Below are 23,256 nucleotides of genomic sequence, written 5' to 3'. Positions count from 1 at the left end.
ACAATTTATTTAAATCCCATAACAGGATGCGGTACATATGGTTCTTCCAGGAAAGCAACTTCATCTGTAGACAACTTAACTTCCAGGGCAGTTATGGCATCCTCTAAATGAGTCATTTTTGTTGCTCCTATGATTGGTGCTGTTACAGGATCTTTTTGGAGTACCCATGCAAGGCCGATTTGCGCCCGAGAAACACCGCGTGTTTCGGCTAGCTCAGCGACCCGTTCAACAACAATTCGATCAGATTCAGCTGTTTGAGCATAAAGGTACTTTCCGAATTCATCCGTTTCAGAACGGGCTGTACTTTCATCCCATTCCCTTGTCAGCCGTCCTCTAGCCAGTGGACTCCAAGGAATGATGCCGATCTTCTCCTCTTTGCATAGCGGCAGCATCTCCCGTTCTTCTTCACGGTATAAAAGATTTAAATGATTCTGCATGGAGACAAAACGAGTCCAGCCGTTTTTGTCCGCAATATGGAGAGCCTTTAGGAACTGCCATGAATACATCGAAGAAGCACCTATGTATCTTGCTTTTCCAGCCTTAACTACATCATGCAAAGCCTCCATTGTTTCTTCGATAGGTGTATGATAATCCCATCTGTGAATCTGGTAGAGATCAACATAGTCGGTTCCAAGTCTTTTAAGGCTGTTATCAATCTCACTCATAATTGCCTTACGTGACAAGCCAGAACCGTTAGGACCTTTGTGCATTCTGCCATGAACCTTTGTAGCGAGGACAATTTCATCTCTATGGGCATAATCCTTTAAAGCCATGCCGACAATTTCTTCACTTGTTCCATCTGAATAAACATTGGCTGTATCAAAAAAGTTAATCCCTGAATCTAGAGCCCTTTTAATCATAGGGCGACTCTCTTCTTCATTTAATACCCAAGAATGAGTCCCCCGCTCTGGAACACCAAAGCTCATACATCCAAGGCATAAACGTGAAACATCCATTCCGGTATTGCCCAGTTTTACATACTCCACTCTTTTGCACCTCTTTCTTCTATAAATATAGTTAGTGTGATGCCTTCCTTTAATACATTCGAGTTAAATTCACTTTCCCCTCCATAGACCGTCACTAATTTTTCCCTGTCATGATAATTTCTGTTTTATTTTTATAAATAACCATTAACTGGTTGAATTATTAACACTTATGTTGTATTATTTTAAGAAAATTCAGAATGTTGATCAAGCGAATGTTTGCTTTCCTATTCCAAGGAATTATAGTGAAGTACGGTTTTTTTCTATAAAAAGGAGGTTATTTAGATTGGGAAAAAGGATATATTTTTTTGATACAACGTTAAGAGATGGTGAGCAAACACCTGGTGTAAACCTGAATCAGGATGAGAAGGTAGAAATTGCCTTGCGCTTGGAAAGCTTGGGGATCGATGTGATCGAAGCTGGATTTGCAGCCGCCTCCCCTGGTGATGCCAGAGCAGTAAGAGCGGTCGCCAAAGCGGTTAGCAAACCGATGGTTGTGAGCCTTGCGCGTACGAATAAACAAGATATTGATGCTGTGATTGAAGCAATCGGCGATATTGAAAACACAGGCATTCATATCTTTATCGCAACTTCTCCTATCCACCGGGAGCGAAAATTGGGCATGACAAAAGAACAGGTCATGGATAAAGCGGTTGAAAGTGTCTCCTATGCTGCAAAGTTCTTTAAACATATTGAATTTTCATGTGAAGATGCCACTCGTACGGAGCTGGAATATCTTTGTGAAATATCGGAAAAAGTCATTGAGGCTGGCGCGACGGTCTTAAACTTCCCTGACACGGTTGGGTACACAACACCTGAAGAGTATACCCATCTCTTTCAATACGTGACCGAACATACAAAAGGAATCGAATCGGTTCGATTAAGCTGTCATTGCCATGATGATCTTGGCTTAGCCTTAAGCAATAGCATTGCCGCTGTTAAAGCTGGTGCCCTGCAGGTTGAAGGCTGCATTAACGGAATCGGTGAAAGGGCAGGAAATGTGGCGCTTGAGGAAGTGGCCGCCCTTTTGGAAACTCGAAAAGACAATTACCAGACTGAAACCGGAATTAACCTGAAGGAAATTGCGAAAACAAGCAAGCTGATCAGCAGGCTGACAGGGATTGCGATTCCTCCTAATAAAGCGGTTGTTGGTGGCAACGCTTATTCCCATAGTTCTGGTATTCACCAGGACGGTGTGATTAAAGACAAATCCACCTATGAAATTATGAAACCTGAAAACATCGGTTTTACGGAAACAAAGCTTGTTCTAGGCAAACTGTCTGGCAGGAACGCATTGAAAAAGCGGTTTGAGGAACTTGGCTATACAGTTAATGAGGATCAGCTTAAAGAAATTTTTAAAAGTTATAAGGTACTTGCTGACCGGAAGAAGGAAATATTTGATGAGGACCTGATTGCCCTCCTTGAAACGCAGCCAGCCAGAAATGAGTCACAATTTCAGTTTAAAGATATGAGCTTGCAAATCCTTAGCAGCAATCAATATCGTGCCTTCGTGAACATTACTGGAGAAAATAACACGATAATTGAAGGGATCGGCGAAGGAAACGGGCCGATTGATGCAATTTATAAAGGGATCGATGATGCCCTGAAGATCGAGGTAGAACTAATCGATTACAAAATTAATTCTGTTTCTAAAGGGAAGGATTCCTTGGGAGAAGTTTTTGTTCGAATTAAAAACAACGACTCACCAGTTAAAGGCAGAGGAATCGATGTTGATATTATTGTCGCGAGCGCCAATGCATATATTGATGCAATTAACAGATTAACTGGACTAAATGAAAAACTGTATCAAACCAACAGCATACCTGTCCAAAAATAACTTACATTATAATAAACCTACTTCAATTTAATGAAGTGGGTTTTCTTGTAAGATGGAAAACTGTAATTATCACCTCAAATCACAGGATAAATTACAGATAGGATCACAATAGTAAACATCAAAAAGACCAAATCGAATAAGATTTGGTCTTTTTATTTTCCGTAAAATGTCATCTCAAACCAACCCATCCGCTACTTGAAGAACCAGGAAACACAAAAGTGTCTTTTATAAAATTATATGTAAATCCTTCAAAATCTCTTAACAGAACTCCAATACCTAAGAGTTAAAAATCTTTCGTTTAAAATTAATTAAGTTAATTATGCTTATATGACTATATTGAATAAAGACTGACACTATATTCACTTTATATTTTTAAAGTTAGCGAAGGTCTCCTTTAGACTATTTTAACAAAATATTACTTTGGCTCTTAACAATCATTTATTAAGCTAACCTGCCTGATACTTGAATTGAAGCATCGCCCCAGTTAATTCAATAAGGTATTGTTTTTTACTAAAAGGCAGTAAATACAATAGGAGCTGCCGTATCGACAACTCCTTATGGAATATTCGCACCCGTTTGCTTAATAAAATTAATTACCTATTGTTCACCCTTTAATCGTCGCATTTCTTTTTCCAAGTAGTCTAATCTTCTATGAATCCTATAAAATATTGGCAAATATGCAATTATAACAATGAATAACCAACCCAATTTAAGCCCTCCCAGTTAAAACTTATAATCCCGTTTCAATTCTTGCCAGTTTAGTTCTAATAATTACGGTTTTGATTACCTTTATACCATTCGAGTGCTTTACTTTCTATTTCCCTAACAAGTTGCTCCTTTCCTTTAATGTAAGATTCAATATCATACGGAAATTGCAGAGCTAATTTCTCTTTCAAGTCACCGTAGCTCTTACTCAAATCTGGATGTATTCTCAGATAATCCCTAAAAGCTAAATGTCTATCTATTTCATAGCTCCCAACCACATAAATATGTACGTGATGAGTTCGATTGTCTCCGCCTTTTTGGAAGTATCTTCGTTCAGGTATTCCATTTTCACCTTTAGGTTCATAACCAATGTCCTTCATCTTATTAGAGAATTTATCAACCACGCTGATGTCTTTTACAACAGGCATAATATCTATAATGGGTTTGGCTTTAAGCCCTTGAACAGATGTGCTACCAATATGGTGAATTTCTACAATTTCATTATTGAAAATATCATTCAGTTTTTGGGATTCCTCAATGAACATAGAAAACCAGTCGGCATTGTATGGATATACTTCGATTCCCCTCAAAATTCCTCCCCCAATCTTTCACTAAACCATCCCTTTAGTTCTAAAAGAGCTTACTTTAAGAATTCTTCTAATCTACTCATTACCTCTCCTAACCCTGTAATGGACTTTATTGTATCAAAAGGTTCCATATCTAAAGAATGATTAGCATTAGGAACGTTTTGGATTATTATATTAGTTTTATCTTCAATTGCCTGTATTCTATCAAGTATGTAGTTAGGGTCATTTTCTCCAATAGCAATAAATGCTGAGTGATTGCTGCCTAGTAACGTCTCAAAAATTGAATCAAATTTCAGTAAAGGTGTAAGTAGAATAATTTTGGAATCCAAAAACAACCGATTTTTCATAAAACCATTGATAAGAGGAATTGTACCAAGTGATTTACCCAAAAAAACCTTGTCTTCATACTGCTTATTCTCAAGTACATTGGAAATGATCGGATTTATCTCAGTAGACATTATCGAAGTAATGTCTTTAATGGGCAGCTTTAAGATATTCTGTCCGTAGGAATAATGAATGTGAATAACATCATACTTATTTTGAAGCATAGTCATTGTTGAATAATAAAGTATGGGTTTCTCATATGTGTAACCCATTCCAGAAAACATAAAGCACACACTCTGGCTTCCGTTTTCGATATATGTGTATGGAACCTCTTTTCCATTAATAACTGCTCTTCTTTGATTTACCTTCATAATACGCTCCTTGTTTACTAACCCTTTATTTTAAATTTGTTGAGTTAGAGGAAAGTCTTGTTCAGCTAAACTGCTCCGTTTGTTTAACAGGAACTCTATAATAAAAGCATTAATCCTTACTGGATCAATGCACTTACTTCTGAGGGCTTATCAATTACTCTTCTTCTTTACTACTAAGAATATTCCTAATCCAACAACAACCATTAGTGACCACAAAACAAATGCAGGCAAATCCGAACCCCATGCCAGGGATCCTTCTGGATTCGCAATCCATGCAGCTGATTCTTTAATTGAATCTGATAGTTGTTGAATGGAGTAAACAATAACACCGGTAATAATCGCTTGTGCAATAAGAAAATATCCTAATAAATCTCTCATAACTTACCCCATTTCTTTTCTCTTTGATATATAAATTCTGCAATTTAAACGTTATTCCTTCTTAAACTATCCTGCCCGTTACTTAAGTACACTCTTTCAACAAATTCCGATACTCCTTATGTTATTTTTTAAAAAAATATCCAAATACCTTTGTAACCACAGCATATTTCACTCGCTAAATCACACCAAATTCACAAACCCTCCAATAATTATTCTCAGTCTGTGAATTATCCTGCGATTTGATATGTGATTTTTTAAAAAGGGCTCAATAATCATTGATATAACAATAAATATCTGAAGGTGATTTTCAATGTGAAAACCCGTGCGATTTACTTTGATATTGTCTTGTTTACATCTGAAATAAACCCACTTCAATTTAATGAAGTGGGTTATTTAATGAAAAAATTCTCTTATTGAAAGGCCTGATCGATCTCCTTGATTTCCTGATCGGTTAACTGAATATCTAAGGTTTTAAGATTATTCAATACCTGGTCTGCTTGCTTTGCCCCTGGAATAATGACGTCAATTGCCTCACGAGTTAAGTACCAGGCGAGCACAACATGTCCCACCTCTGCCCCTTTTGAATCGGCAATTCTACGGATATGTTCAAGCTTTTTCAAAGTTTCTTCAAACGTCTCTTGCTGGAATTGTGGCCGGTTTTGATTCTTTTCACTTACTTGAGAGAAATTAGTATATTTTCCTGTCAATAATCCGGAAGCTAATGGGAAATAAGGAATAAAAGAGATATCGTTGTTTTTCGCATAAGGAAATAACTCTTTTTCCGCCCCGCGTCTTAACAAATTATATTCCCCTTGATAGACGTCAACATATCCATCCTTATTCGCTTCTTTTAGCTGTTCAATTGAAAAATTAGAAACACCAATCGCTCGAATCTTCCCTTCATCCTTCAGCTCTTTCAACGCGCCGACTGCTTCATCCTTTGGCGTGTCCTTGTCTGGAAAATGAATATAAAATAAATCTATGTAATCGGTCTGCAGCCTTTTTAAGCTCTCCTCTACGGATTGCTTTAAAAATGCAGGTGAATTATCATGGACAACATCTTTCCTGGCATCTTCCCCAACTTTTTTATAAGAGGCCTTTGAAGCGATTACAATTTCAGAACGGTTTCCATTCTCCTTAACAACTTCCCCGATGATTTCTTCAGAGCGTTTTGGCCCATAAATAAAAGCTGTATCTAAAAAATTAATTCCGTTAGCCAACCCTGTCCGAACTAATTCTCTGCCGGCTTCATCATCAAGGTTTGGAAATAAATTATGGCCGCCTACCGCATTTGTTCCAAGACCAATCGGATTTACATAAAGAGCTGTCTTCCCAATACGAGTGTTCTTTTCCACTTCCCCATCATCTCCTTTAACTAATTAGTTTGATCATAGCAAATTATAGGTTATAAATGGTAAATTTAGCTCTGTTAAAAATTTAATGTTAAAAGATCGCTTACTAACGGACCTTCTATAAACTCGCCAATATTCAGCTTCCTTTTAAAATCCTGTTTATCTATTAAAATCAACCAGGCTCTTCTTTGCACACAAAAAATCCAGGGTAATTCTTTCCTACCCCGGAATTTAACACACTAAAACTTTATTTTTTCTTTAATTTGTCTTTACCTATCCCTCTTTTATCCCAGGAGCTGATATTGTCATTTTCATCAAACTCAACAACGACATCTCCAACTCCGTTTTCTTTCATTATTTTTTTCACTAGCCGATCCTTAATATCGTCAGCAGCTGCAATAGATATTGTAGGGTCGACTTCTACCGTTAGTTCAACGTGAAATTCGTCTCCCTCTTTCAGAACAGTAATGTCAGGTACATCTATAACATCTGGATCTTCGAGAACAACAGTTCCAATTTTATTTTGCATATTTTCATCAGCTTCACCTAACACTCCTGCAGCATTATCAAGGAATGTTTTCCCGACAACGTAGAACATTAGCAATCCAATAATGATAGAAGCGATTCCCTCTGCGTGGTGAAAAGAAGTGTATTGCGAGATAACTACGGCAATTAAAGCTAACAAACCACCGCCGGTTGCGACAATATCTTCAAGAAATACAAGCCTAGTGGCCGCTTTTGCTTTATTAACATTAACAAAACTTTTTGGAATAATTTCAAAGCCCTTAGCTTCTACCCCTACTTCATGTAATGTTTCTTTCATGGCTTTAAATAGAACCAAGGCTTCCAAGATTATAGAAATTACTAACACACTTACAATGATGAGAAACCCAGTAGATTCTACAGGATGTAAGATATGATGATACCCCTCAAGAATGGTTTCATATGCCATAATTCCAACAACTAATACAGCACCTAATAACACTAAATTTACTAACCTTCCAAACCCATTTGGGAAGCGTTTTGTTGGTGATTTTTTACTAAGTGCAGAACCAATAAAGACGAAAAATTGGTTAGCTGAATCCCCTATGCTATGCATTGTTTCGGCAAACATTGCTACATTTCCAGTCAATACGTATGCAATTCCTTTTAGTATTGCGATTGCTGCGTTAACTGTAGAAGCTATAAGAGCAGATATGTTTCCTTGTTTTAGCAGTAGAAATAATTTTTTCATTTTATCATCCCTTCTATCCTTTTTGGGAGAAATAAATAGGATGGTCAGTTTTAGGAGGAGCTGTCCTTATGATGGTTTATGTAAATTCGGTGTTGCCATCAATGTCTGGGTGTCAGATGAATTTCCCCTTGTAGATTTGCTGCTTCTCTTTTCTTACCTCTTTTATTAATTAGGCAAACTTCTTTTTACTTGTCCGAATTACTAGTCCTTTCTTGTTTTTTGTGTGCTAAAAGTTAATTAGATTGATTGACAGACTCCAAGTAAAAGCTAATTTCGATACAAACTGACATCACTATGTAACCAAACTGTAATACTATCTATCCTGGTTTGTTCATAGAAATAGATAGAGAGACAAGCCAATTATACCAACCAGGAGGACTAGAATATGAAAAAACTAATTGTGTTACTAATATTGCTAGCATCATTTTTATTTGCTTCACCGACTCTTGCCTATACCGTAAAAAAGGGCGACACTATGAGTAAAATCGCACGTGAAAATGGGACAACCTTACAAGAGCTTGCAGAGGCTAATCCGCAAATTGCAAACCTTGATATGATTCAAATTGGTGAAACACTTACTATTACAAATCCAGATAACTCTATTTTAGATTCCAATATCCCTGAAGCAACTGCCTCTGTGAAACAAGAACTCTCAGAAAAGCCTAAAACCCCTAGGGACCGTGATCTTTTAAAAACTCTTAAAACCACTGTTGAAACTGAGCCTATAGTTGAACCAGAAAAAACCGCCTCTGTAAAAGTAAATTATTCTGATGCAGAAATCGATTTACTGGCGAGAATTGTGCGTGCCGAAGCACAAACTGAGTCCTTCAAAGGAAAGGTTGCTGTCGCATGTGTCGTCCTTAACCGAGTAGAAAGCTCCCAATTCCCAAATAATATTAAAGATGTTATCTATGCCCCGCGCCAATTCCAGCCTGTTTCTAATGGTGAAATTAATAAAAAAGCAGATGAAGAGTCGATCAAAGCTGTTTATGCTGCCTTATCTGACCAGCGCCATATTGCCGGTGATTCCTTATTCTTCTATAATCCCACTATCGCTACTAGCCGTTGGTTAGATTCTAGAGAAACAACCGTAGTAATTGATCGACATGTATTTAAAAGGTAATCTGATAATAGCCACAGGAATGTACCATCTCTGCCATGTTTTTTACCAGCAGTTGCAACGAAATTTACCACTTACTGTCAACGGGTTTCTAGTAGAAAAACATAAGGATTCTAAACCTTGAATTGGTGCTGCCAAGCCCTGTGACTTAACATACATGAGTAATTGAGGAATATTTTTGAAGGTAAATCTTTTTGTGGCCTTTAGAAGAGATTGGTAGTCAAAATGTATTAATATAATTCTTCTTCAAACTCTTTTTCAGGTGGGGGTTACGCTGTCTAGTTAAACCTAAAAGACCAAACCACTATTGTGATTTGATCTCCAAGTTCTTATTTCTTTACGCGAATGACAATTTTCCCGCGTGCGTGATGTGATTCACTAAGGTCATGTGCTTCTTTTAGAGATTGTTCACTAAAGTCAAATATTTTACTGATAGCAGGCTTCACTTTACCCTCTACATAAAGGTCAGCTAATTTCTGTAGCTGTTCGCCATTCGGCTCTAACCAAACGAATCCAGCTTCAGCGTTAAAACTTGCTGCCTCTTCTTCAGAAGGTGGTTGGACGATAGAAACAAGCTTTCCATTCTCTTTAAGAACTTTATAGCTTTTTGACTGAATGTCTCCACCCATAGAATCTAACACAAGATCGAATCCATTCAACACCTCGCTGAAATCATTTTCTTTATAATTAATGACTTCATCTGCACCAAGCGATGTTAAGAATTCAATATTATTCTCACTAGCGGTTGTCGCGACATATGCACCAAAGCTTTTTGCGATTTGGATGGCAAATATTCCTACCCCGCCTGCACCAGCATGAACTAACACCTTTGCCCCTTTTTGAATATTTCCAAAATCAACAAGACATTGCCATGCGGTTAACCCAGCTAGAGGAATAGATGCCGCTTCTTCAAAGCTCATTTCTTCTGGCATTTTTGCAAGTAAATTAGTATCTACAGAAAGGTATTCTGCATACGTTCCTCGATTTGTAGTTGCTGGACGAGTAAATACACTGTCACCTACCTTGAAATCTGTTACATTGCTTCCTACTTTCACAACGACACCTGCTGCATCCCATCCTAATATGATTGGGAATTCAAAAGGAAGCATTTCTTTTAAATGACCAGCTCTTACCTTCCAGTCAATTGGGTTAATAGAGGTTGCATGCACTTCTACTAAAACTTGATTCTCCGCGATGCTTGGTCTTTCGATATTTTTCTCTACTAAAACGTTTCTATCTCCATATTCTTCAATAACAATTGCTTTCATCTGTGGATTCCCCCTCTTATTCACAAATACCGTCTGGGCCGCACGCCATGCCTTCACCCAAAAACTCAATTTGCGGCTTTATTTCAAATTCTTTTAAAGATGCTTGTGGTAATAGGATTTTTTGGAAGTCAAATTCCTCTAACTCCCTGCCATTCTTCACTTTGTTAGCCCAGTCCTGATTTGCAAGTGCAGCTTTTCCTACTGTTACGATATCAGCTTTCCCTTCATTAAGAAGTACTTCAGCTGCATTTGGAACACCTAAAGCACCATTTGCAATGGCAACTGTATTCGTGTATTTTTTCACAAGTTCTGTAAGAGATGGACCAGTCTCTCCAAACGCAGGTGCAGCCGCATTAGGCTCAGCAATATGGATATAGTCAACGCCTGCATCTACTAGTTTGGTGAAAATGACTTCAGCGTCAGACGTGCCACCCTTCCATTTATGATCAGAATCGTTTACCTTTGCCTGGGAAAGACGAATTCCTACTGGGTAATCGGCACCTACAGCTTCACGAACAGCTTTCACTACCTCGATTGTTAGGCGAAGACGATTTTCAAGAGAGCCACCATATTGGTCCTGACGTTGATTTGTATAGTCTGTTAAAAATTGATCAAGAACATATCCATTTGCTCCGTGTACTTCGATGCCATCAAAGCCTGCTTCCTTTGCATTTTTAGCAGCAACTACAAATCCTTTTGTGACATCTGCAATGTCAGCTTCCGTCATTTCTTTCGGGAGAGCAAACTCTCCACTCCCACCATAGAAACCAAGTTGTTCACCATGTGGTTTAACAGCAGAGGGTCCAGCTGTTTCAGAAGTGAAGCGATTTCCTTGTGACAATGCACCTGCATGCATAAGTTGTACGAAGATTTTAGCACCTTGCTGTTTTACAGACTCCGTTACTTTTTTCCATGCATTAATTTGTTCTTCATTGATAATTCCTGGTTGATTGAAATAGCCTTGGCTATATTGATTATCTGTATAAGTACCCTCAGTTAGGATGAGACTAAAACCGCCATTTGCAAAATTTGTATAATATTGAGCCATTTCTTCCGTTGCTAATCCTTCCGGTGTCGCACTTGTACGTGTCATTGGAGCTAAACCGATACGATTTGCTAATTGAATATCTTTTATATTCGTTGATGAAAATAAAGTTGAAAAACTTTCTAGAGTCATGACTTTTGATTACCTCCATATATTTGTCTTCTGTAGGATGTATTTCTATACTTAAAGTTATTCTTTACTTTTTAAATAAATCAGTACCAACAGAAAGGTACAGCAAAGTTTAATAAAAAAGAAGAACGGAGTCAACGTAAACGCTTGGTTGTCATCCATTTTTTCTTTTTTGCCTTTTATAATAGATTACACAATGTTCAGGATCGGCTAATGTTCGATATTCAATTTGAATCAGTTCGATAATATCCCGAAACACTTCTACGTCTTGTTCACTTTTCATTATTGAAAACCCCACAATTGTGGCAATCATGCACGGGCTTTTTTCAACGTATTTAGTTTAGAGGTGATCTCGCCATTTTGCTTTATCGTATCAAGAAACTGTTGAACTTTTTCCACCCACTGTTCCAAAAAATGTTCCTACTTCTCACTAAATAAGAAGGACCTATAATAGATTTGAATTAAAAAGGATGCCATGAAAACGGAAACTAAGGATTTTTCACCTTAAAAAAGTAGGATTTAGGAGAGGAGGCGTAATCAACTGACTTCAAAAATAATGATATTATTTGGACAGTTTTCTCAAAGGCATATGAGAACACCAAACTTGGTGAAATTTTAGAAGAAACAGAGATTGTACGTTGTTTTTATATTAATAGGTAGGACAAAATATATTTCTAATACCTCTGCTATTAAAGCACAAAAAAAGGCGAATTTTGGAAATCCGCCTTTACTGAGCCTCTGACCCGCGCCCAAAGTGGTTCATATCGGTTAACTCAAGCATATACTCATAATTCGCAATCGATTTCTGGATCGTTTCTTTTTCTTCTGCTAATAAGTTGGGATCTTGCATCTTCAAAATTAATTCCTGTTTAGCGGCTTCTAATTTTTCTTTTACTTCATGATAGTTCATTTAAAACACCCTTTCATAAAGGTTAGAATTTTGGATGCTAAATCAGACAAACATGAAATCGCTTTCTTTCTTTCTTACTTTTATTATACCCGCTAACCCATTAAAAGTATTTTTAAAATATTGCGAATTTGTTAAATGTTTTATTAAGTTTTTAACCCCTCGAAATCTAATGCTTATAACATAGACTTAGCAGCATTTTCAATTGTTCATCAGCCAGGCGGTATTTTTCAAAAGTAATGCAGTGGCAGGTGTGAACACTAATTAGCTCTGTTTCCTGAATTTCCAATCTACCATCTAAATCTATTAAAAAGAGAGTCGGTTTTTCTTTGCCGTTTTCCTGCTGGCAATTTACGAGAATTTCCCCGAAGGCAGCTTGATTGAAATTCTGAACTGTATGGTGTGGCCTGAAACGATCCAGTCATTCCCGTCCTTGAACGCTGTTGAAGTTACGCTTCTGAGATCGCTATCCTCCATTTCTTACAATATGGCGACAAAACAGCCTTTTCGTTCTTCATAGTTCGTTTAACGTATGTCTCAATTTGATTGAAAGAACACTTTTAAAGGAACCGTGGAATCTCACCGCCGAACGCACCGCCATTTGCTAGATATAATCCGAATATATGCTGGGATGCTTTTTCAAAAAACAAAAGGCAAAAGTCGCTTTACTGCTTACTTTTGCCTTTTTACTATGTATGAATTTTTTAGATTATCTAAAACACGTATACTTCTAAAAGCAACGCAGCATATTAGGTACTCGGAAAAACAGTGATCTTGTTTCTTCCTCCTTGTTTAGATACGTAGAGAGCTTTATCAGCTTCTCCAATAAGATCATCTAATGTTTTTTCGTCCGATAAAAGGCTTATTCCTATTGAAACAGTCAGGTTCCCACCAGGCTGGTTTTCTTCCCCTCCAAATGGGTGGTCTTCAACCTGTTTTCGGAACTTCTCTGCATTGGCAGCCGCTTTTTCCGTTGTCGATACATTTGAATAACAAATAATAAACTCTTCCCCGCCGTACCTGGCGAAACAATCACCATTTATCACGCTATCCTTTAATATCTGTCCCATGGTTCTTAACACTTCATCTCCTGCAGGGTGTCCATTGGCATCGTTATAATTTTTAAAATAGTCAACATCAAACATACAGATTGCAATAGGTATCTTTCGATCCATTAAACTTTGAACTTCTTTTTTGAAATAGCGGATATTTGGTATAAGTGTCATAGGATCGTAGTTTGAGAAAAATTCAAGCTCTGATTTGGAAATCTCACTCTTGTTATAGTCGTTTAGCATAAGCCCAATACTAAGTAAGGCAACCAACGCAAACATTAACATGGCAAGGGTTACCGATAAGGTAGCCGGCGTAGTCACAATCATAAGAGTGGATTTTATTAGTTGATAAAGTAAAAATGCAACCATCATGTGCTTTATATTAATGATTGTATAAGGCGGTTTAAATGACTTTTTGTTATGAAAAATGGAACCTATCAAGACAGGAAGCAGGATTGTTTGAAATATCCCTTGTATTAAGGTAGGTCCACCAAGAGAAAAACGGAACGCTCCTGGTATAATGGCTGAAATAACACCCAACTTCCAACCGCCTATATAGGAAATAAAAAACAAAGGCACCTCTCTTAAATCAAGAAGCATTCCTTCGTACCTTAATGGATAGTACATTATTGATAAAGATAAAAATCCAATAAAAAGTGAAAAGAGAAATAGAAACAGATTTTGATTTTTTTCCTTATATATGACCAATCCTTTTAATTTTAAATATAAAAACATTAAAGCAATAATTAACGACATATTTTCTAAAAAGAAAAAAATAACGGGTGCATATGATAATCTCCTGTTTTTTAGACTCCATTTATAAATTTAGCAGAAAAGGATCCAGTTCTCCATATGAATTTCTTTAATATCATTATTAATAATAAAAAAAATTCAAAAAGGCGAACAGTGCCAGTCACTGTTCGCCTTTTTTCAATTTATTTATTAGATTATTTGTTTTTTAAAATCACCCATGCTGACAAGAAACAGTCTGCCCTGTTTACAGATCATGAGTCATTGCATGCTTTTTAAGTGTAAAGCTAATACAGTTATGTGATGACTTTTTCTCGGAGAAATAAGATGTGAGCTCGTCAATTACTAGAGGAATAGGACTTAAGGTTGCGTTGGTTATCGCTGTGTTTACATCAGTGAGAACTGATTTGTATAATTCAAGATCTTCAGGCTTATCTCCGCAAGGACATTTCCCTTTCTTTAGGTGCCTATTTAACATGAAATAGGCTTGCCCTAACTCATATCTCACTAATCCTAGTACTTCGAATGACCATGGTTCATTTAAAAGATGAGACAAAGCAATAAGTGCATGGTCATGTGCTTTTCTTCCTTCATTTATCTGCATAATTATTCCTCCTTTCAATTTAGTATTCAAAAAACACCCACCATTACAGTGAGCCACCAGAAAATAATGTATTTATATAATATTCTGATTATTAAATTATATAATAAATTCACAATGATGCAAGCACTAATTATAAATAAAATGTCGTTAATTGGGTAGTGTTGATGAAATTACTCAATTAGTATTAGTAGCTTTCCGAAAAAAGTCTTATTCTTTTATCCGGCTATGTATTTATTAAAAACAGAAAAAAGAGGAGGCAACCGCTCCTCTAAATCACTTAATAGCTATCATGTCATCTTCGGTGATAAAAAATGATGAATCAGTTAGATATTCCTGAGGATACATAAAGTGCAATTCAGAGTATCCTAGCTGATTTTTGACACTGGCAGCCATCTCTGATGATACTGGTAAGTTGGCGGGATTTGTATCATTAGTTATAACATAAGCCAGCTGTCCATTTAATACCTTCACACCAATGATATCAAGGTAAACAGACATTTCTCCTTCACTAAAATCAGCCTCAATAGCTGATGCCATTTCGTCCATCATATTTACGGCAGCAGCATCTAACTGTAAAGCCTCTTGGGATACCAATTCAGGGTAGAAGTTAAGGTAAGAAATCTCCTCAGGGGCAGTCTCTTCAACACCCTCAATCATTACCTCTTCTGTGGTAAGAGCATCTTTCTCATCTTGAGTCAAAGGCTCGTATGAAACCTCATTATCAGCAGTCTTGGCATAAGTCTCTAGCTCTGCAATCTGTGCATTAGCTTGTTCCAGTTCAGTTACAAGTCTGTCAATCTCTTGTTGCATCTTGGCCTGTTCTGCTGTCGTATCCGTCTTTGCATCAAGCTGCGCCTGCAGGTCTACGATCATATCCTCCAAGTGTAAATTACTTGCTCTTAATCCTACAATTTTTGCGTTAGCTTCTTCAGTTGCATTCGTGTACAACCCCTGCAAGCTAACTAATTCATCTTTTAAAAAGCCGTTATCAGCCATAGCCTCAATAGCATCCTTTTTCAAGCTATCAATATTCCCTTTTATCTTGCCAATACCTTCCGCTCCTGTCCAAGCGATGGTGGATACTACGATCCCGGTTCCTAAAACTCCTGCTAAAATTGTTTTCGTTGCAAATGCCATGCTGTCTATTCCCCCAGTAAGTTTTACAGCTCGGTTCAGTGAAACAATCATCTGAAAAACTGTTATAATCATATCCTTTTACTAGCCTACCAACTGGCGTCCGCTCTGCTCAATGCGAAATACCTAGCAAATAGGTAAACTCTTAACATTCACCCCAAGGATTAGAAAATTCCCCAATAATTCTACTTATCATAGAAGCATTCCTGGCTGACTTCATTCCTTCCTTATAAGCTTTTAAGTTTGCCGGCCCAATTGTAATAACTTAGTATAAAAAGGGTGTGTTCCCTTGCTAATGGAAATGCACTGAAATTCAGGGTAGTAAGAGGATCAACTAGAGAAAGGAGATTTATATGAAAGTGAAAGGAATCATCTTGGTTTTGATAGGTGCTGGAAGTTTTGGGTTTACACCTATTTTTGTTAAAACTGGTTTTGAATATGGATACTCCTTAGGACAAATAAATTTAACCCAAATGCTAATAAGTTTGGTTTTGTTATGGACGATCAGTCTATCTCTAGGATTAAACATAAAGAGAATTCCAAAGACAGATATTATAAAAATCGTTGCTACAGGCACTTCTGTGGGATTAACCGGAATCTTTTATTATGGTAGTATGCAGTATTTATCAGCATCATTAGCCATCATTCTTCTTTTTCAATTTGTTTGGATCGGTATGATTTATGAATGGATTTTTAACAAAAGCAAACCAACAAGAATCAACCTCATAGCCATGTTCGTGACGTTAACAGGCGTTTTCCTTGCTTCAAATATCCTATATGGGAGCGTATTTCAGCTTCCGCCCCTTGGACTTATTCTAGGGTTATTATCCGGTGCATCATATGCAGGGTTTATTTTCTTTAGTGGCCGTGTTGCAGTAAATTCTCATCCCGTAATCAGGAGTTCCCTGATGATTACTGGTTCAATGGTTCTCATGTTGATTGTGTTTCATCAGGATATTCCAACCCTCAACCTTGTTGACGGCCGTTTATTGGGCATTGGAGCTGGCGTTGCATTATTTGGGGCTGTCATTCCACCCTTGTTCTTTGCTGGAGGAGCTCCACTAATATCAGGCAGACTTGCCAATGTATTAAGTTCTGTTGAACTGCCAATTGCAATCATTTCTGCCATGATCATTCTTTCAGAACCCGTCACAGCCCTGCAGTGGGTCGGTATTATCTTGATTATTGCAGCTATATTCATTAATGAATCGGGTGGGCTGTCGGTAACGAGGAAAACTAGAAGTGAAGTTATGTAAAAAGGCTATTTTAGGTAATAAGGTAGTCTTCTCAAATTGATGAGAAGACTCCTTTTTTTATATTCGTATCAATAAGCTAATTAAGTTTTTTATGGTTGCCGCTTTTTCAATAGAGTCGATTTGCTGGAATTATTGCATCAATTTCTCTCCAATAATGTCTCACAAATCGTTGAGTAATTATCTTACATACCTATAACTGCTGCTCGAATCTTTAAACAATCGTTATAATGTCTTGATCACTACTCTCTACTCCTTTATTAAAAGTAAGCTTAGTATGAAAACGATATGATATGTCTCCAGATGATACTGGGACATCAATCGGTAATTTAAAAGTAAATGGAAATTCATTTTCTTCTGTTGAGTTAATTATTTTATTTGTGAGGATTGTTGTGAAATCAATAACCTTTTCAGTTCCGTTAGTCTGGTTAATCAATATTAAATCACTGTCTATACGATGGATTTGTTGTTCGATTGTCCCACCTACAATTTTAAAATAACCCTTAATATTTTCTCCGGGACTATATGTTTCCTTAGGTAAAATAAGATCTATCCTTGCCGAACCTACTCCTAACAGAGACATGTATTTCCTTAGTATCAACCATTCCACCTCCAAAGAATTTATTTAAAGCTAATTATTTTTTGGTCAATACGTTTTTCAATCTTTTCGATTTGAATCTTATCTTTTAAAAGCTCTTCTTTGTTTATCTTTACTAACTCAAGAAAATTAACCTTTTTTTTTCTCATCTTTTATCTCTCTCCTTTTTATATGAAAATTGTTTTGAAACAGCAGAGTTTTCCGCTTTGTAACAAACGATTTACACCTTAAGAATAGAACCTTCATAGGAGATTATTGATAACAGTTATCAATTATAGCACAAAAAAAACCTTTACCAAAGATGGTAAAGGTTTAATAAACATAAATAGACCTTTACCGTAAAAATGGTAAGGTCTTGCTAACAACGTAGGTTGCCAATAAAGCCGAGAACAACTGTTCCGTAATGACGACTTTACTGTAAAAGCTACTCCCCTTAGGAGATAATTATTTAACTGTTACGATAATATTATGTTAGAACAATCATTCTGTCAATTGTTATATCATTCTCTCTACTTACATTATACTACTCATTAAAAATTATTTATAGACTACACTTTCTAAAATTCCCATCCTATACTGTTATATACAAAGCTAAAATATAAGGGGTGTACAGTATGAATGACAAAAAAGGTGTCTTAGATAATGGTCCTTTCTTTCATGGAACTAAAGCAGAACTACAAATTGGAGATCTTTTAGAACCCCAACACTTATCAAATTACCAAGACAAAAAGTCCAACTATGTATATTTCACTGCAACATTAGATGCTGCTAAATGGGGTGCTGAATTAGCAGCTTCTGAATCAAAAGAAAGAATTTACATTGTAGAACCATTAGGTGATTTTGAAAATGATCCGAACTTAACTGACAAAAAATTCCCTGGAAACCCAACTCGATCTTATAGGTCTAAAGCGCCTTTGAAAATAGTAGCTGAATTAAGCTCGTGGGAAAGACATTCCGATGAACAAGTGAATCATATGCTTACAACTTTAAAAAAGTTACGTGAACAAGGAGAAGCTATTATATATGATTAATCTTTAACATCTATGTTTACTTTAACTGGCGTTTTAATACTTTACTGGCGATCAAGATAGCAACTGACCCAGTACAGTACGAAGGGTTTAACGTATTTAAATCTTTTCAATTAATTTAGAAGCTAGGTCATTTTGTCTAATTAGGGTAGCTATCTGTTCCTGATAAATACGCTGATTTTCAAGTAGAAGGGTTACCTGCTTCTCTAATGCATCTATACGGTTAAATGTCGATTTGCCTTGTTCAACATATGTGTGAAAAACTGTAATTAATTCAGTAGTATTTTTATGAATGTCGGTCATGTACGCCATGTACTCTGAAAGACGTTCTTCTTGGAACTCCCTCGCACCCTGCATTGAATCTTGTATTTCGTGCATCTGCATACCTGAAGGTTCAGCCTGTTGGTTGCCAATAAGGCCACGAACCTTCTTGAACTTCCAAATAGATGCGTTAACATTTACTTCTTTGTTAGTCTCAATGTCACCTTCTAGGTCACCTGATAGCCATTTGTATTTAAGCATTATGATATTGTCTTCAATATAACGGTCAAGTATTTCAAACTTACCAGTTCCGTTCTCATGTACCGCACCTTTATTGAACTTACTTGATTTCTTTAATCCCCTGGTCGGTACATTTGCCATTTCGGTATCAGATTTCGTATTGTCCATTATTGTAACCTCTCGATTTTTTTAATAATTTCTTTACGTTCTTTTAATAGCTTCTCTAGCTTGTCCACTAATTCTTGGTCATTGTTTTTGTTAAGCATCGTTGTCATCATGTCAATACTTTCATTTAATTGAATAAGCTCCATTTGTAAATCTTTCAAATTCAGCACATTGCCCTCCTAGAAGTTACATATTCAATAGCTTCTTCAATTTATTAAGGGAGAAATAAATAATGGGATAATTTACATAGTATTATTAGAAGCCCCTCATTTTATTTCTTATTGTAGGGTTTCCTTTTAATGAAAAAATTATTTGCACTAAGAATTCGTTAAAGTAAATGCCCCGTTAGCCCAAAACCAAAAAGCTGCCTAGTTTAGAGGCACAACATAGCACTCTTATTAAACCTTATTGCCACGTTAGTACAAAAAGGAGTTCAATAAAAAAGGCAGTTAATTCTTCTTGGATCAACGCTCCAAAATTACTTTTTCTTTCCTTCTGGACCAACTTCCTTCATTCCCATTTCAAGATAAAACTTAAAAGCATCAACATTTATTGGGGGAGACTCTTAGGTAATTTACGAAGGTTAATTCTAGTTGTCCTCCTTTAAACATCAATTCTCTTGTACCACAAAAATGCCCTTTACTTTAATATTTAAGGGGTGATCTTCGTCTTGAAAATACGCATCCGTTCCTTAATCTACACGGACGTTTGAATTCCCCCCCCCTATTAAGGAGTTCCATGATGATTACTGGGTTCTCATGTTGATTGTGTTTCATTAGGGTATTCCAACCCTCAACCTCGTTAACGGCTGTTTATTGGGCATTGGGGCGGGAGTTGCATTATTTGGGGCTGTCATTCATCCCTTGTTCTTGGCTGGAGGAGCTCCACTCATATCAGGCAGACTTGCCAAAGTATAAAGTTCTGTTGAACAGCCAATTGCAATCATTTCAGCCATGATCATTCTTTTGGAACACATCACAGCCCTGCAGTGGGTAGGGATTATCTTAATCATTGCAGCCATTTGGTAACGAGGAAAACTAGAAGTGATGTTTTGTAAAATGCAATAAAATAAATAGGTAGTAATTATTTTACTGCTTTAATTATATTGAAGGTTAATTAGGTAATAAGGCATAAAAAAGTAGTCTTCTCTAATTGAGAAGACTATTTACATTATTAATATTTGTTCTTCTATTAATAATATTTCTTACCATCTATCTATCTTTTAATGAGGGTGGAACTAATCTACAATCAATTTATCAGTTATAACCCATACCTTTCTAACTTACGGTATAATGCTGCTCTTGAAATACCAAGTTCACGGGCTGCTTTTGCTCTGTTTCCTAGGGTTTGATCAAGGACGGTTAGCAGCAATTCTTTATCATCTAGGCTAGTATCCGTTTGAGTAAGATCAAGGTAGTTACCTATGTGTTGGATATCAATAATATCTCCATCATGAAGAAGGGCGGCTCGTTCGAGAAAATTTCGAAGCTCTCGAAGGTTTCCTTTCCAATGGTAGTTTTGTAGTCTTTTTATAGCTTGCGGTGTAAAAGAAATACTGGGACGGCCTGCCTTCTTGAAAATATCTAAACCAATTGAGTTAACGATTTCTTCTAAATCGACCATTCGTTCTCGTAAAGATGGAAGTGAAATGGTAAATACGGAAAGTCTGTAATATAAATCTTCACGAAATTCTCCGCTTTTAACTAATTCCTTTAAGTTCTTATGAGTTGCTGCAATAAAACGTACATCAACTGGAATAGATTTTGTGCTGCCTATTCTTGTAATCTGCTTTTCCTCTAAGGTCCGCAGCAGTACACCTTGAAGTTCTATAGGCATATCTCCTATTTCATCTAAAAAGAGTGTTCCTCCGTTTGCGGCTTCTAATTTGCCTGGACTTCCATTACGATTAGCACCAGTAAAAGCTCCCGGAGAATGGCCAAATAATTCTGAAGAGATAAGTTCTCGAGGCAATGCAGAACAGTTTATGGCTATAAAGGGCTGATTTCCTCGTCCACTTTCCTTATGTATAGAGCGTGCCATGAAATCCTTCCCAGTCCCACTCTCCCCCTGCAGTAAAAAACAATTATCACTTTTGGCAACTTTAACAGCGTTCTTTAGCGTCTTCTTAAAACCCTCTTCTTTTGTTGGAAAGGAGGATAAGATAGGGGAAGCTTCCTTATATGCCACATTGCCTGCACTCTTTGATTTAGGATGTACGAATAATAAAGTAGATGTTAACTCCTCTCCACTTTTGCATTCCTTTAACTCAATATAAAATTCATTCTTGCTATCATTAAAAACAAAATGGGCATTTTTTTGATCTTTAGTATGAAAAGCTTTAGAATTCATAAGTTGATTAGGATCCGTTAGCAATAGGTCTGAAGCTGTTCTCTCTCTTTTAAGGTGTTCTACAAACTCAGTGGCTGCCTCGTTACAGTAGACTAATCCTAGTTGGTTATTAAAAGCTAATATTCCAGGTGAACCTTTTTTCGTTTCAGAAAGTGACAAAAGATCGAGCATTGTTCTTTCCTTCATTTGCATATATTCAATTTTTATTCGTTGACTAATACTATTTGCAGTCGAAACTGCTAATGACAGATGCTCCTCTAATCCATCCCCACCTCGTGTTATCCTGCATATGTTCAGCACGCCTAAGAATTTATTGTCTACAATTATTGGAGCTGCGGCACAATCCCAGTTCCACAGCATCACACAGAAATGTTCTGCCCCCGATGTGACCATCGCGGAGTGGGTATTAAGTGCAATGGTTAAGCCGGTTGTTCCAACATCCTTCTCCAGCCATCTAACTCCAACTGATGTGCCAATTTTACCTGAAAGCGCTTCCACTTTTCTGTCAGCTAAAATTTTTAAAAAATAACCATCTACATCTGTAAGAGTGATTTGATAACCGCCACCTTTTAATTTTCCATATAAATCGTTTATGATCGGACTTGAAACATTGAGAAGCGTTCGATTTGCTTGTACTCTCTCTTCCATTTCCTGCTTATTGATAAACAGCAAATCCTTGTTTTCTTCATGAGATACACCGAACTGTTTGCTTCGATTCCATGATTCCCAGACTGGCTTTCTGACACTAACATTTTCTTCACCTAAGAGAACAAACTTTTGCCAATTTGATTCCATTTTATTCAATCTACCATCTCCTAAGAAAAAGTAATCAATAAAAAGTCAGAATATAATTAATATTTTAACAATATATAAATAGAAATGTAAATCTATTAAGAAAAATACTTAGATTATTAATAACCTTATGTTAGCTATATCAATTTAGAAGGTTATTTTCGGTAATATTTAGGCCCACTCTAAATGGTTAGAGTGGACAGGATACAAATCAGCTATGCGCTTCTTTTTTACATAACGCTTGTTGCATAAATACGATTTCTTCTGCTAAATAATTAATTCTGTTTAATACATCCTCATCAATAATTTTATTATTGATATCGAAGTGCCCATTATGAGCATAAACGTAACTAGGTGCGATGAACGAACGAAAATAACCTGCAATAGGCTTTAACTGATTCTCGACAACCAAAAAATGCTGGTATGTCCCCCCTGTTGCAACAAATCCCATTACTTTGTTGCGAAAAACTTCTACAGGAATTAAATCAAATAAGTTTTTTAAGGCACCTGATAATGATGCCTGGAATATAGGTGTCCCTATCAGATAACAATCAGCAGAACTAACTATATCAATAACTTTACGAGTATCTTCAGAGTAATTATTTGGATTTCTTCCATCACAAAATTGAATATCGTACTGTCTTAAGTCTAATAATTCTGTTTCTATGTCAGGAGCTCTTAGCTGAGCTTCCTCTAAAACTTTTTTAACTGTTACAAGGGTTTTTGAGCCTGTTATCGTTCCCGAAATTCCTAATAATCTCATCCTCTTCCCCCCCATATCAAAATCTAA

General features: G+C 36.7%; 23 protein-coding genes. 4 read left to right on the top strand and 19 right to left on the bottom strand.

Going from position 1 to position 23,256, the window contains the following annotated elements; all coding sequences use genetic code 11:
* Positions 1-5: 5 nt before the first annotated feature.
* Positions 6-986 (bottom strand): aldo/keto reductase, encoded by a 981-nt coding sequence (locus HRJ06_RS08855; protein ID WP_174732134.1) that lies wholly within the window; start codon positions 984-986, stop codon positions 6-8.
* A gap of 283 nt (positions 987-1,269) precedes the next feature.
* On the opposite strand from HRJ06_RS08855, the gene HRJ06_RS08850 reads away from it, so the two are divergent.
* On the top strand, positions 1,270-2,820 hold the full coding sequence (locus tag HRJ06_RS08850) for a 2-isopropylmalate synthase (RefSeq protein WP_242035175.1): 1,551 nt from the start codon (positions 1,270-1,272) through the stop codon (positions 2,818-2,820).
* A gap of 764 nt (positions 2,821-3,584) precedes the next feature.
* Here the strand turns inward: HRJ06_RS08850 and HRJ06_RS08845 are convergent.
* The 5 genes from HRJ06_RS08845 to HRJ06_RS08825 form a co-directional block, all read right to left on the bottom strand.
* The gene (locus HRJ06_RS08845) at positions 3,585-4,115 is read right to left on the bottom strand and encodes a GrpB family protein (RefSeq protein WP_174732130.1); all 531 of its coding nucleotides are present in this window, start codon (positions 4,113-4,115) and stop codon (positions 3,585-3,587) included.
* A gap of 50 nt (positions 4,116-4,165) precedes the next feature.
* The gene (locus HRJ06_RS08840) at positions 4,166-4,807 is read right to left on the bottom strand and encodes an alpha/beta hydrolase (protein ID WP_174732127.1); all 642 of its coding nucleotides are present in this window, start codon (positions 4,805-4,807) and stop codon (positions 4,166-4,168) included.
* Between the two features lie 150 nt (positions 4,808-4,957).
* Positions 4,958-5,185, bottom strand: a complete 228-nt coding sequence (locus HRJ06_RS08835) for a hypothetical protein (protein ID WP_174732124.1) — start codon at positions 5,183-5,185, stop codon at positions 4,958-4,960.
* 410 nt (positions 5,186-5,595) lie between these two features.
* A complete protein-coding gene (locus tag HRJ06_RS08830; RefSeq protein WP_174732121.1) occupies positions 5,596-6,540 on the bottom strand; it encodes an aldo/keto reductase in 945 nt (314 codons plus the stop codon).
* Positions 6,541-6,784: 244 nt separating this feature from the next.
* The gene (locus HRJ06_RS08825) at positions 6,785-7,771 is read right to left on the bottom strand and encodes a cation diffusion facilitator family transporter (RefSeq protein WP_174732118.1); all 987 of its coding nucleotides are present in this window, start codon (positions 7,769-7,771) and stop codon (positions 6,785-6,787) included.
* Positions 7,772-8,156: 385 nt separating this feature from the next.
* On the opposite strand from HRJ06_RS08825, the gene HRJ06_RS08820 reads away from it, so the two are divergent.
* Positions 8,157-8,894: a cell wall hydrolase gene (locus tag HRJ06_RS08820; RefSeq protein ID WP_174732115.1), complete on the top strand. Its 738-nt coding sequence runs from the start codon at positions 8,157-8,159 to the stop codon at positions 8,892-8,894.
* Between the two features lie 326 nt (positions 8,895-9,220).
* Here the strand turns inward: HRJ06_RS08820 and HRJ06_RS08815 are convergent, their stop codons facing one another.
* From HRJ06_RS08815 to HRJ06_RS08790, 7 genes are all read right to left on the bottom strand, one after another.
* Positions 9,221-10,159 carry an NADP-dependent oxidoreductase gene (locus HRJ06_RS08815; RefSeq protein ID WP_174732112.1) on the bottom strand — a complete coding sequence of 313 codons (939 nt, stop codon included), beginning with the start codon at positions 10,157-10,159 and terminating at the stop codon, positions 9,221-9,223.
* Positions 10,160-10,175: 16 nt separating this feature from the next.
* Complete coding sequence (locus HRJ06_RS08810; RefSeq protein WP_174732109.1) at positions 10,176-11,336, bottom strand: oxidoreductase; 1,161 nt, start codon at positions 11,334-11,336, stop codon at positions 10,176-10,178.
* Between the two features lie 151 nt (positions 11,337-11,487).
* Entirely contained in the window at positions 11,488-11,616 is a 129-nt protein-coding gene (locus HRJ06_RS23455; RefSeq protein WP_277874664.1) for a hypothetical protein, read from the bottom strand.
* 444 nt (positions 11,617-12,060) lie between these two features.
* Positions 12,061-12,243 (bottom strand): DUF3896 family protein, encoded by a 183-nt coding sequence (locus tag HRJ06_RS08805; protein ID WP_174732106.1) that lies wholly within the window; start codon positions 12,241-12,243, stop codon positions 12,061-12,063.
* A gap of 746 nt (positions 12,244-12,989) precedes the next feature.
* Entirely contained in the window at positions 12,990-14,027 is a 1,038-nt protein-coding gene (locus tag HRJ06_RS08800) for a diguanylate cyclase (protein ID WP_242035189.1), read from the bottom strand.
* A gap of 262 nt (positions 14,028-14,289) precedes the next feature.
* Positions 14,290-14,646 carry a hypothetical protein gene (locus HRJ06_RS08795; RefSeq protein WP_174732084.1) on the bottom strand — a complete coding sequence of 119 codons (357 nt, stop codon included), beginning with the start codon at positions 14,644-14,646 and terminating at the stop codon, positions 14,290-14,292.
* A gap of 273 nt (positions 14,647-14,919) precedes the next feature.
* A complete protein-coding gene (locus HRJ06_RS08790; RefSeq protein WP_174732082.1) occupies positions 14,920-15,783 on the bottom strand; it encodes a hypothetical protein in 864 nt (287 codons plus the stop codon).
* Between the two features lie 350 nt (positions 15,784-16,133).
* Between HRJ06_RS08790 and HRJ06_RS08785 the strand changes: the two genes are divergently transcribed.
* On the top strand, positions 16,134-17,036 hold the full coding sequence (locus HRJ06_RS08785) for an EamA family transporter (protein ID WP_174732079.1): 903 nt from the start codon (positions 16,134-16,136) through the stop codon (positions 17,034-17,036).
* Between the two features lie 211 nt (positions 17,037-17,247).
* Here the strand turns inward: HRJ06_RS08785 and HRJ06_RS08780 are convergent, their stop codons facing one another.
* A complete protein-coding gene (locus HRJ06_RS08780; protein WP_338421068.1) occupies positions 17,248-17,643 on the bottom strand; it encodes a sporulation protein in 396 nt (131 codons plus the stop codon).
* Between the two features lie 11 nt (positions 17,644-17,654).
* Positions 17,655-17,780, bottom strand: a complete 126-nt coding sequence (locus HRJ06_RS08775) for an FbpB family small basic protein (protein WP_174732076.1) — start codon at positions 17,778-17,780, stop codon at positions 17,655-17,657.
* Positions 17,781-18,245: 465 nt separating this feature from the next.
* Between HRJ06_RS08775 and arr the strand changes: the two genes are divergently transcribed.
* The gene (gene arr / locus HRJ06_RS08770; protein ID WP_174732073.1) at positions 18,246-18,662 is read left to right on the top strand and encodes an NAD(+)--rifampin ADP-ribosyltransferase; all 417 of its coding nucleotides are present in this window, start codon (positions 18,246-18,248) and stop codon (positions 18,660-18,662) included.
* 96 nt (positions 18,663-18,758) lie between these two features.
* Here the strand turns inward: arr and HRJ06_RS08765 are convergent, their stop codons facing one another.
* The 4 genes from HRJ06_RS08765 to HRJ06_RS08750 form a co-directional block, all read right to left on the bottom strand.
* Positions 18,759-19,328: a hypothetical protein gene (locus HRJ06_RS08765; RefSeq protein WP_174732070.1), complete on the bottom strand. Its 570-nt coding sequence runs from the start codon at positions 19,326-19,328 to the stop codon at positions 18,759-18,761.
* Positions 19,328-19,495 carry a hypothetical protein gene (locus HRJ06_RS08760; RefSeq protein ID WP_174732067.1) on the bottom strand — a complete coding sequence of 56 codons (168 nt, stop codon included), beginning with the start codon at positions 19,493-19,495 and terminating at the stop codon, positions 19,328-19,330. The genes HRJ06_RS08765 and HRJ06_RS08760 overlap by 1 nt, the downstream gene beginning before the upstream one ends.
* 1,090 nt (positions 19,496-20,585) lie before the next feature.
* On the bottom strand, positions 20,586-22,469 hold the full coding sequence (locus tag HRJ06_RS08755) for a sigma-54-dependent Fis family transcriptional regulator (RefSeq protein ID WP_242035188.1): 1,884 nt from the start codon (positions 22,467-22,469) through the stop codon (positions 20,586-20,588).
* 208 nt (positions 22,470-22,677) lie between these two features.
* A complete protein-coding gene (locus HRJ06_RS08750; RefSeq protein WP_174732061.1) occupies positions 22,678-23,229 on the bottom strand; it encodes an NADPH-dependent FMN reductase in 552 nt (183 codons plus the stop codon).
* Between the last annotated feature and the right edge of the window lie 27 nt (positions 23,230-23,256).

The organism is Mesobacillus harenae (genome assembly GCF_013343715.1).
GTDB classification, from domain to species: Bacteria; Bacillota; Bacilli; order Bacillales; family Cytobacillaceae; genus Mesobacillus_A; species Mesobacillus_A harenae.
This window is presented reverse-complemented; position numbering and strand designations above follow the sequence as displayed.

Coding starts and splice junctions, on each gene's coding strand:
- HRJ06_RS08840 (WP_174732127.1), bottom strand. CDS start 4,807: ATGAAGGTAAATCAAAGAAGAGCAGTTATTAATGGAAAAGAGGTTCCA.
- HRJ06_RS08835 (WP_174732124.1), bottom strand. CDS start 5,185: ATGAGAGATTTATTAGGATATTTTCTTATTGCACAAGCGATTATTACC.
- HRJ06_RS08825 (WP_174732118.1), bottom strand. CDS start 7,771: ATGAAAAAATTATTTCTACTGCTAAAACAAGGAAACATATCTGCTCTT.
- HRJ06_RS08820 (WP_174732115.1), top strand. CDS start 8,157: ATGAAAAAACTAATTGTGTTACTAATATTGCTAGCATCATTTTTATTT.
- HRJ06_RS08815 (WP_174732112.1), bottom strand. CDS start 10,159: ATGAAAGCAATTGTTATTGAAGAATATGGAGATAGAAACGTTTTAGTA.
- HRJ06_RS08810 (WP_174732109.1), bottom strand. CDS start 11,336: ATGACTCTAGAAAGTTTTTCAACTTTATTTTCATCAACGAATATAAAA.
- HRJ06_RS23455 (WP_277874664.1), bottom strand. CDS start 11,616: ATGAAAAGTGAACAAGACGTAGAAGTGTTTCGGGATATTATCGAACTG.
- HRJ06_RS08805 (WP_174732106.1), bottom strand. CDS start 12,243: ATGAACTATCATGAAGTAAAAGAAAAATTAGAAGCCGCTAAACAGGAA.
- HRJ06_RS08800 (WP_242035189.1), bottom strand. CDS start 14,027: ATGTTTTTATATTTAAAATTAAAAGGATTGGTCATATATAAGGAAAAA.
- HRJ06_RS08795 (WP_174732084.1), bottom strand. CDS start 14,646: ATGCAGATAAATGAAGGAAGAAAAGCACATGACCATGCACTTATTGCT.
- HRJ06_RS08790 (WP_174732082.1), bottom strand. CDS start 15,783: ATGGCATTTGCAACGAAAACAATTTTAGCAGGAGTTTTAGGAACCGGG.
- HRJ06_RS08785 (WP_174732079.1), top strand. CDS start 16,134: ATGAAAGTGAAAGGAATCATCTTGGTTTTGATAGGTGCTGGAAGTTTT.
- HRJ06_RS08775 (WP_174732076.1), bottom strand. CDS start 17,780: ATGAGAAAAAAAAAGGTTAATTTTCTTGAGTTAGTAAAGATAAACAAA.
- arr (WP_174732073.1), top strand. CDS start 18,246: ATGAATGACAAAAAAGGTGTCTTAGATAATGGTCCTTTCTTTCATGGA.
- HRJ06_RS08765 (WP_174732070.1), bottom strand. CDS start 19,328: ATGGACAATACGAAATCTGATACCGAAATGGCAAATGTACCGACCAGG.
- HRJ06_RS08755 (WP_242035188.1), bottom strand. CDS start 22,469: ATGGAATCAAATTGGCAAAAGTTTGTTCTCTTAGGTGAAGAAAATGTT.
- HRJ06_RS08750 (WP_174732061.1), bottom strand. CDS start 23,229: ATGAGATTATTAGGAATTTCGGGAACGATAACAGGCTCAAAAACCCTT.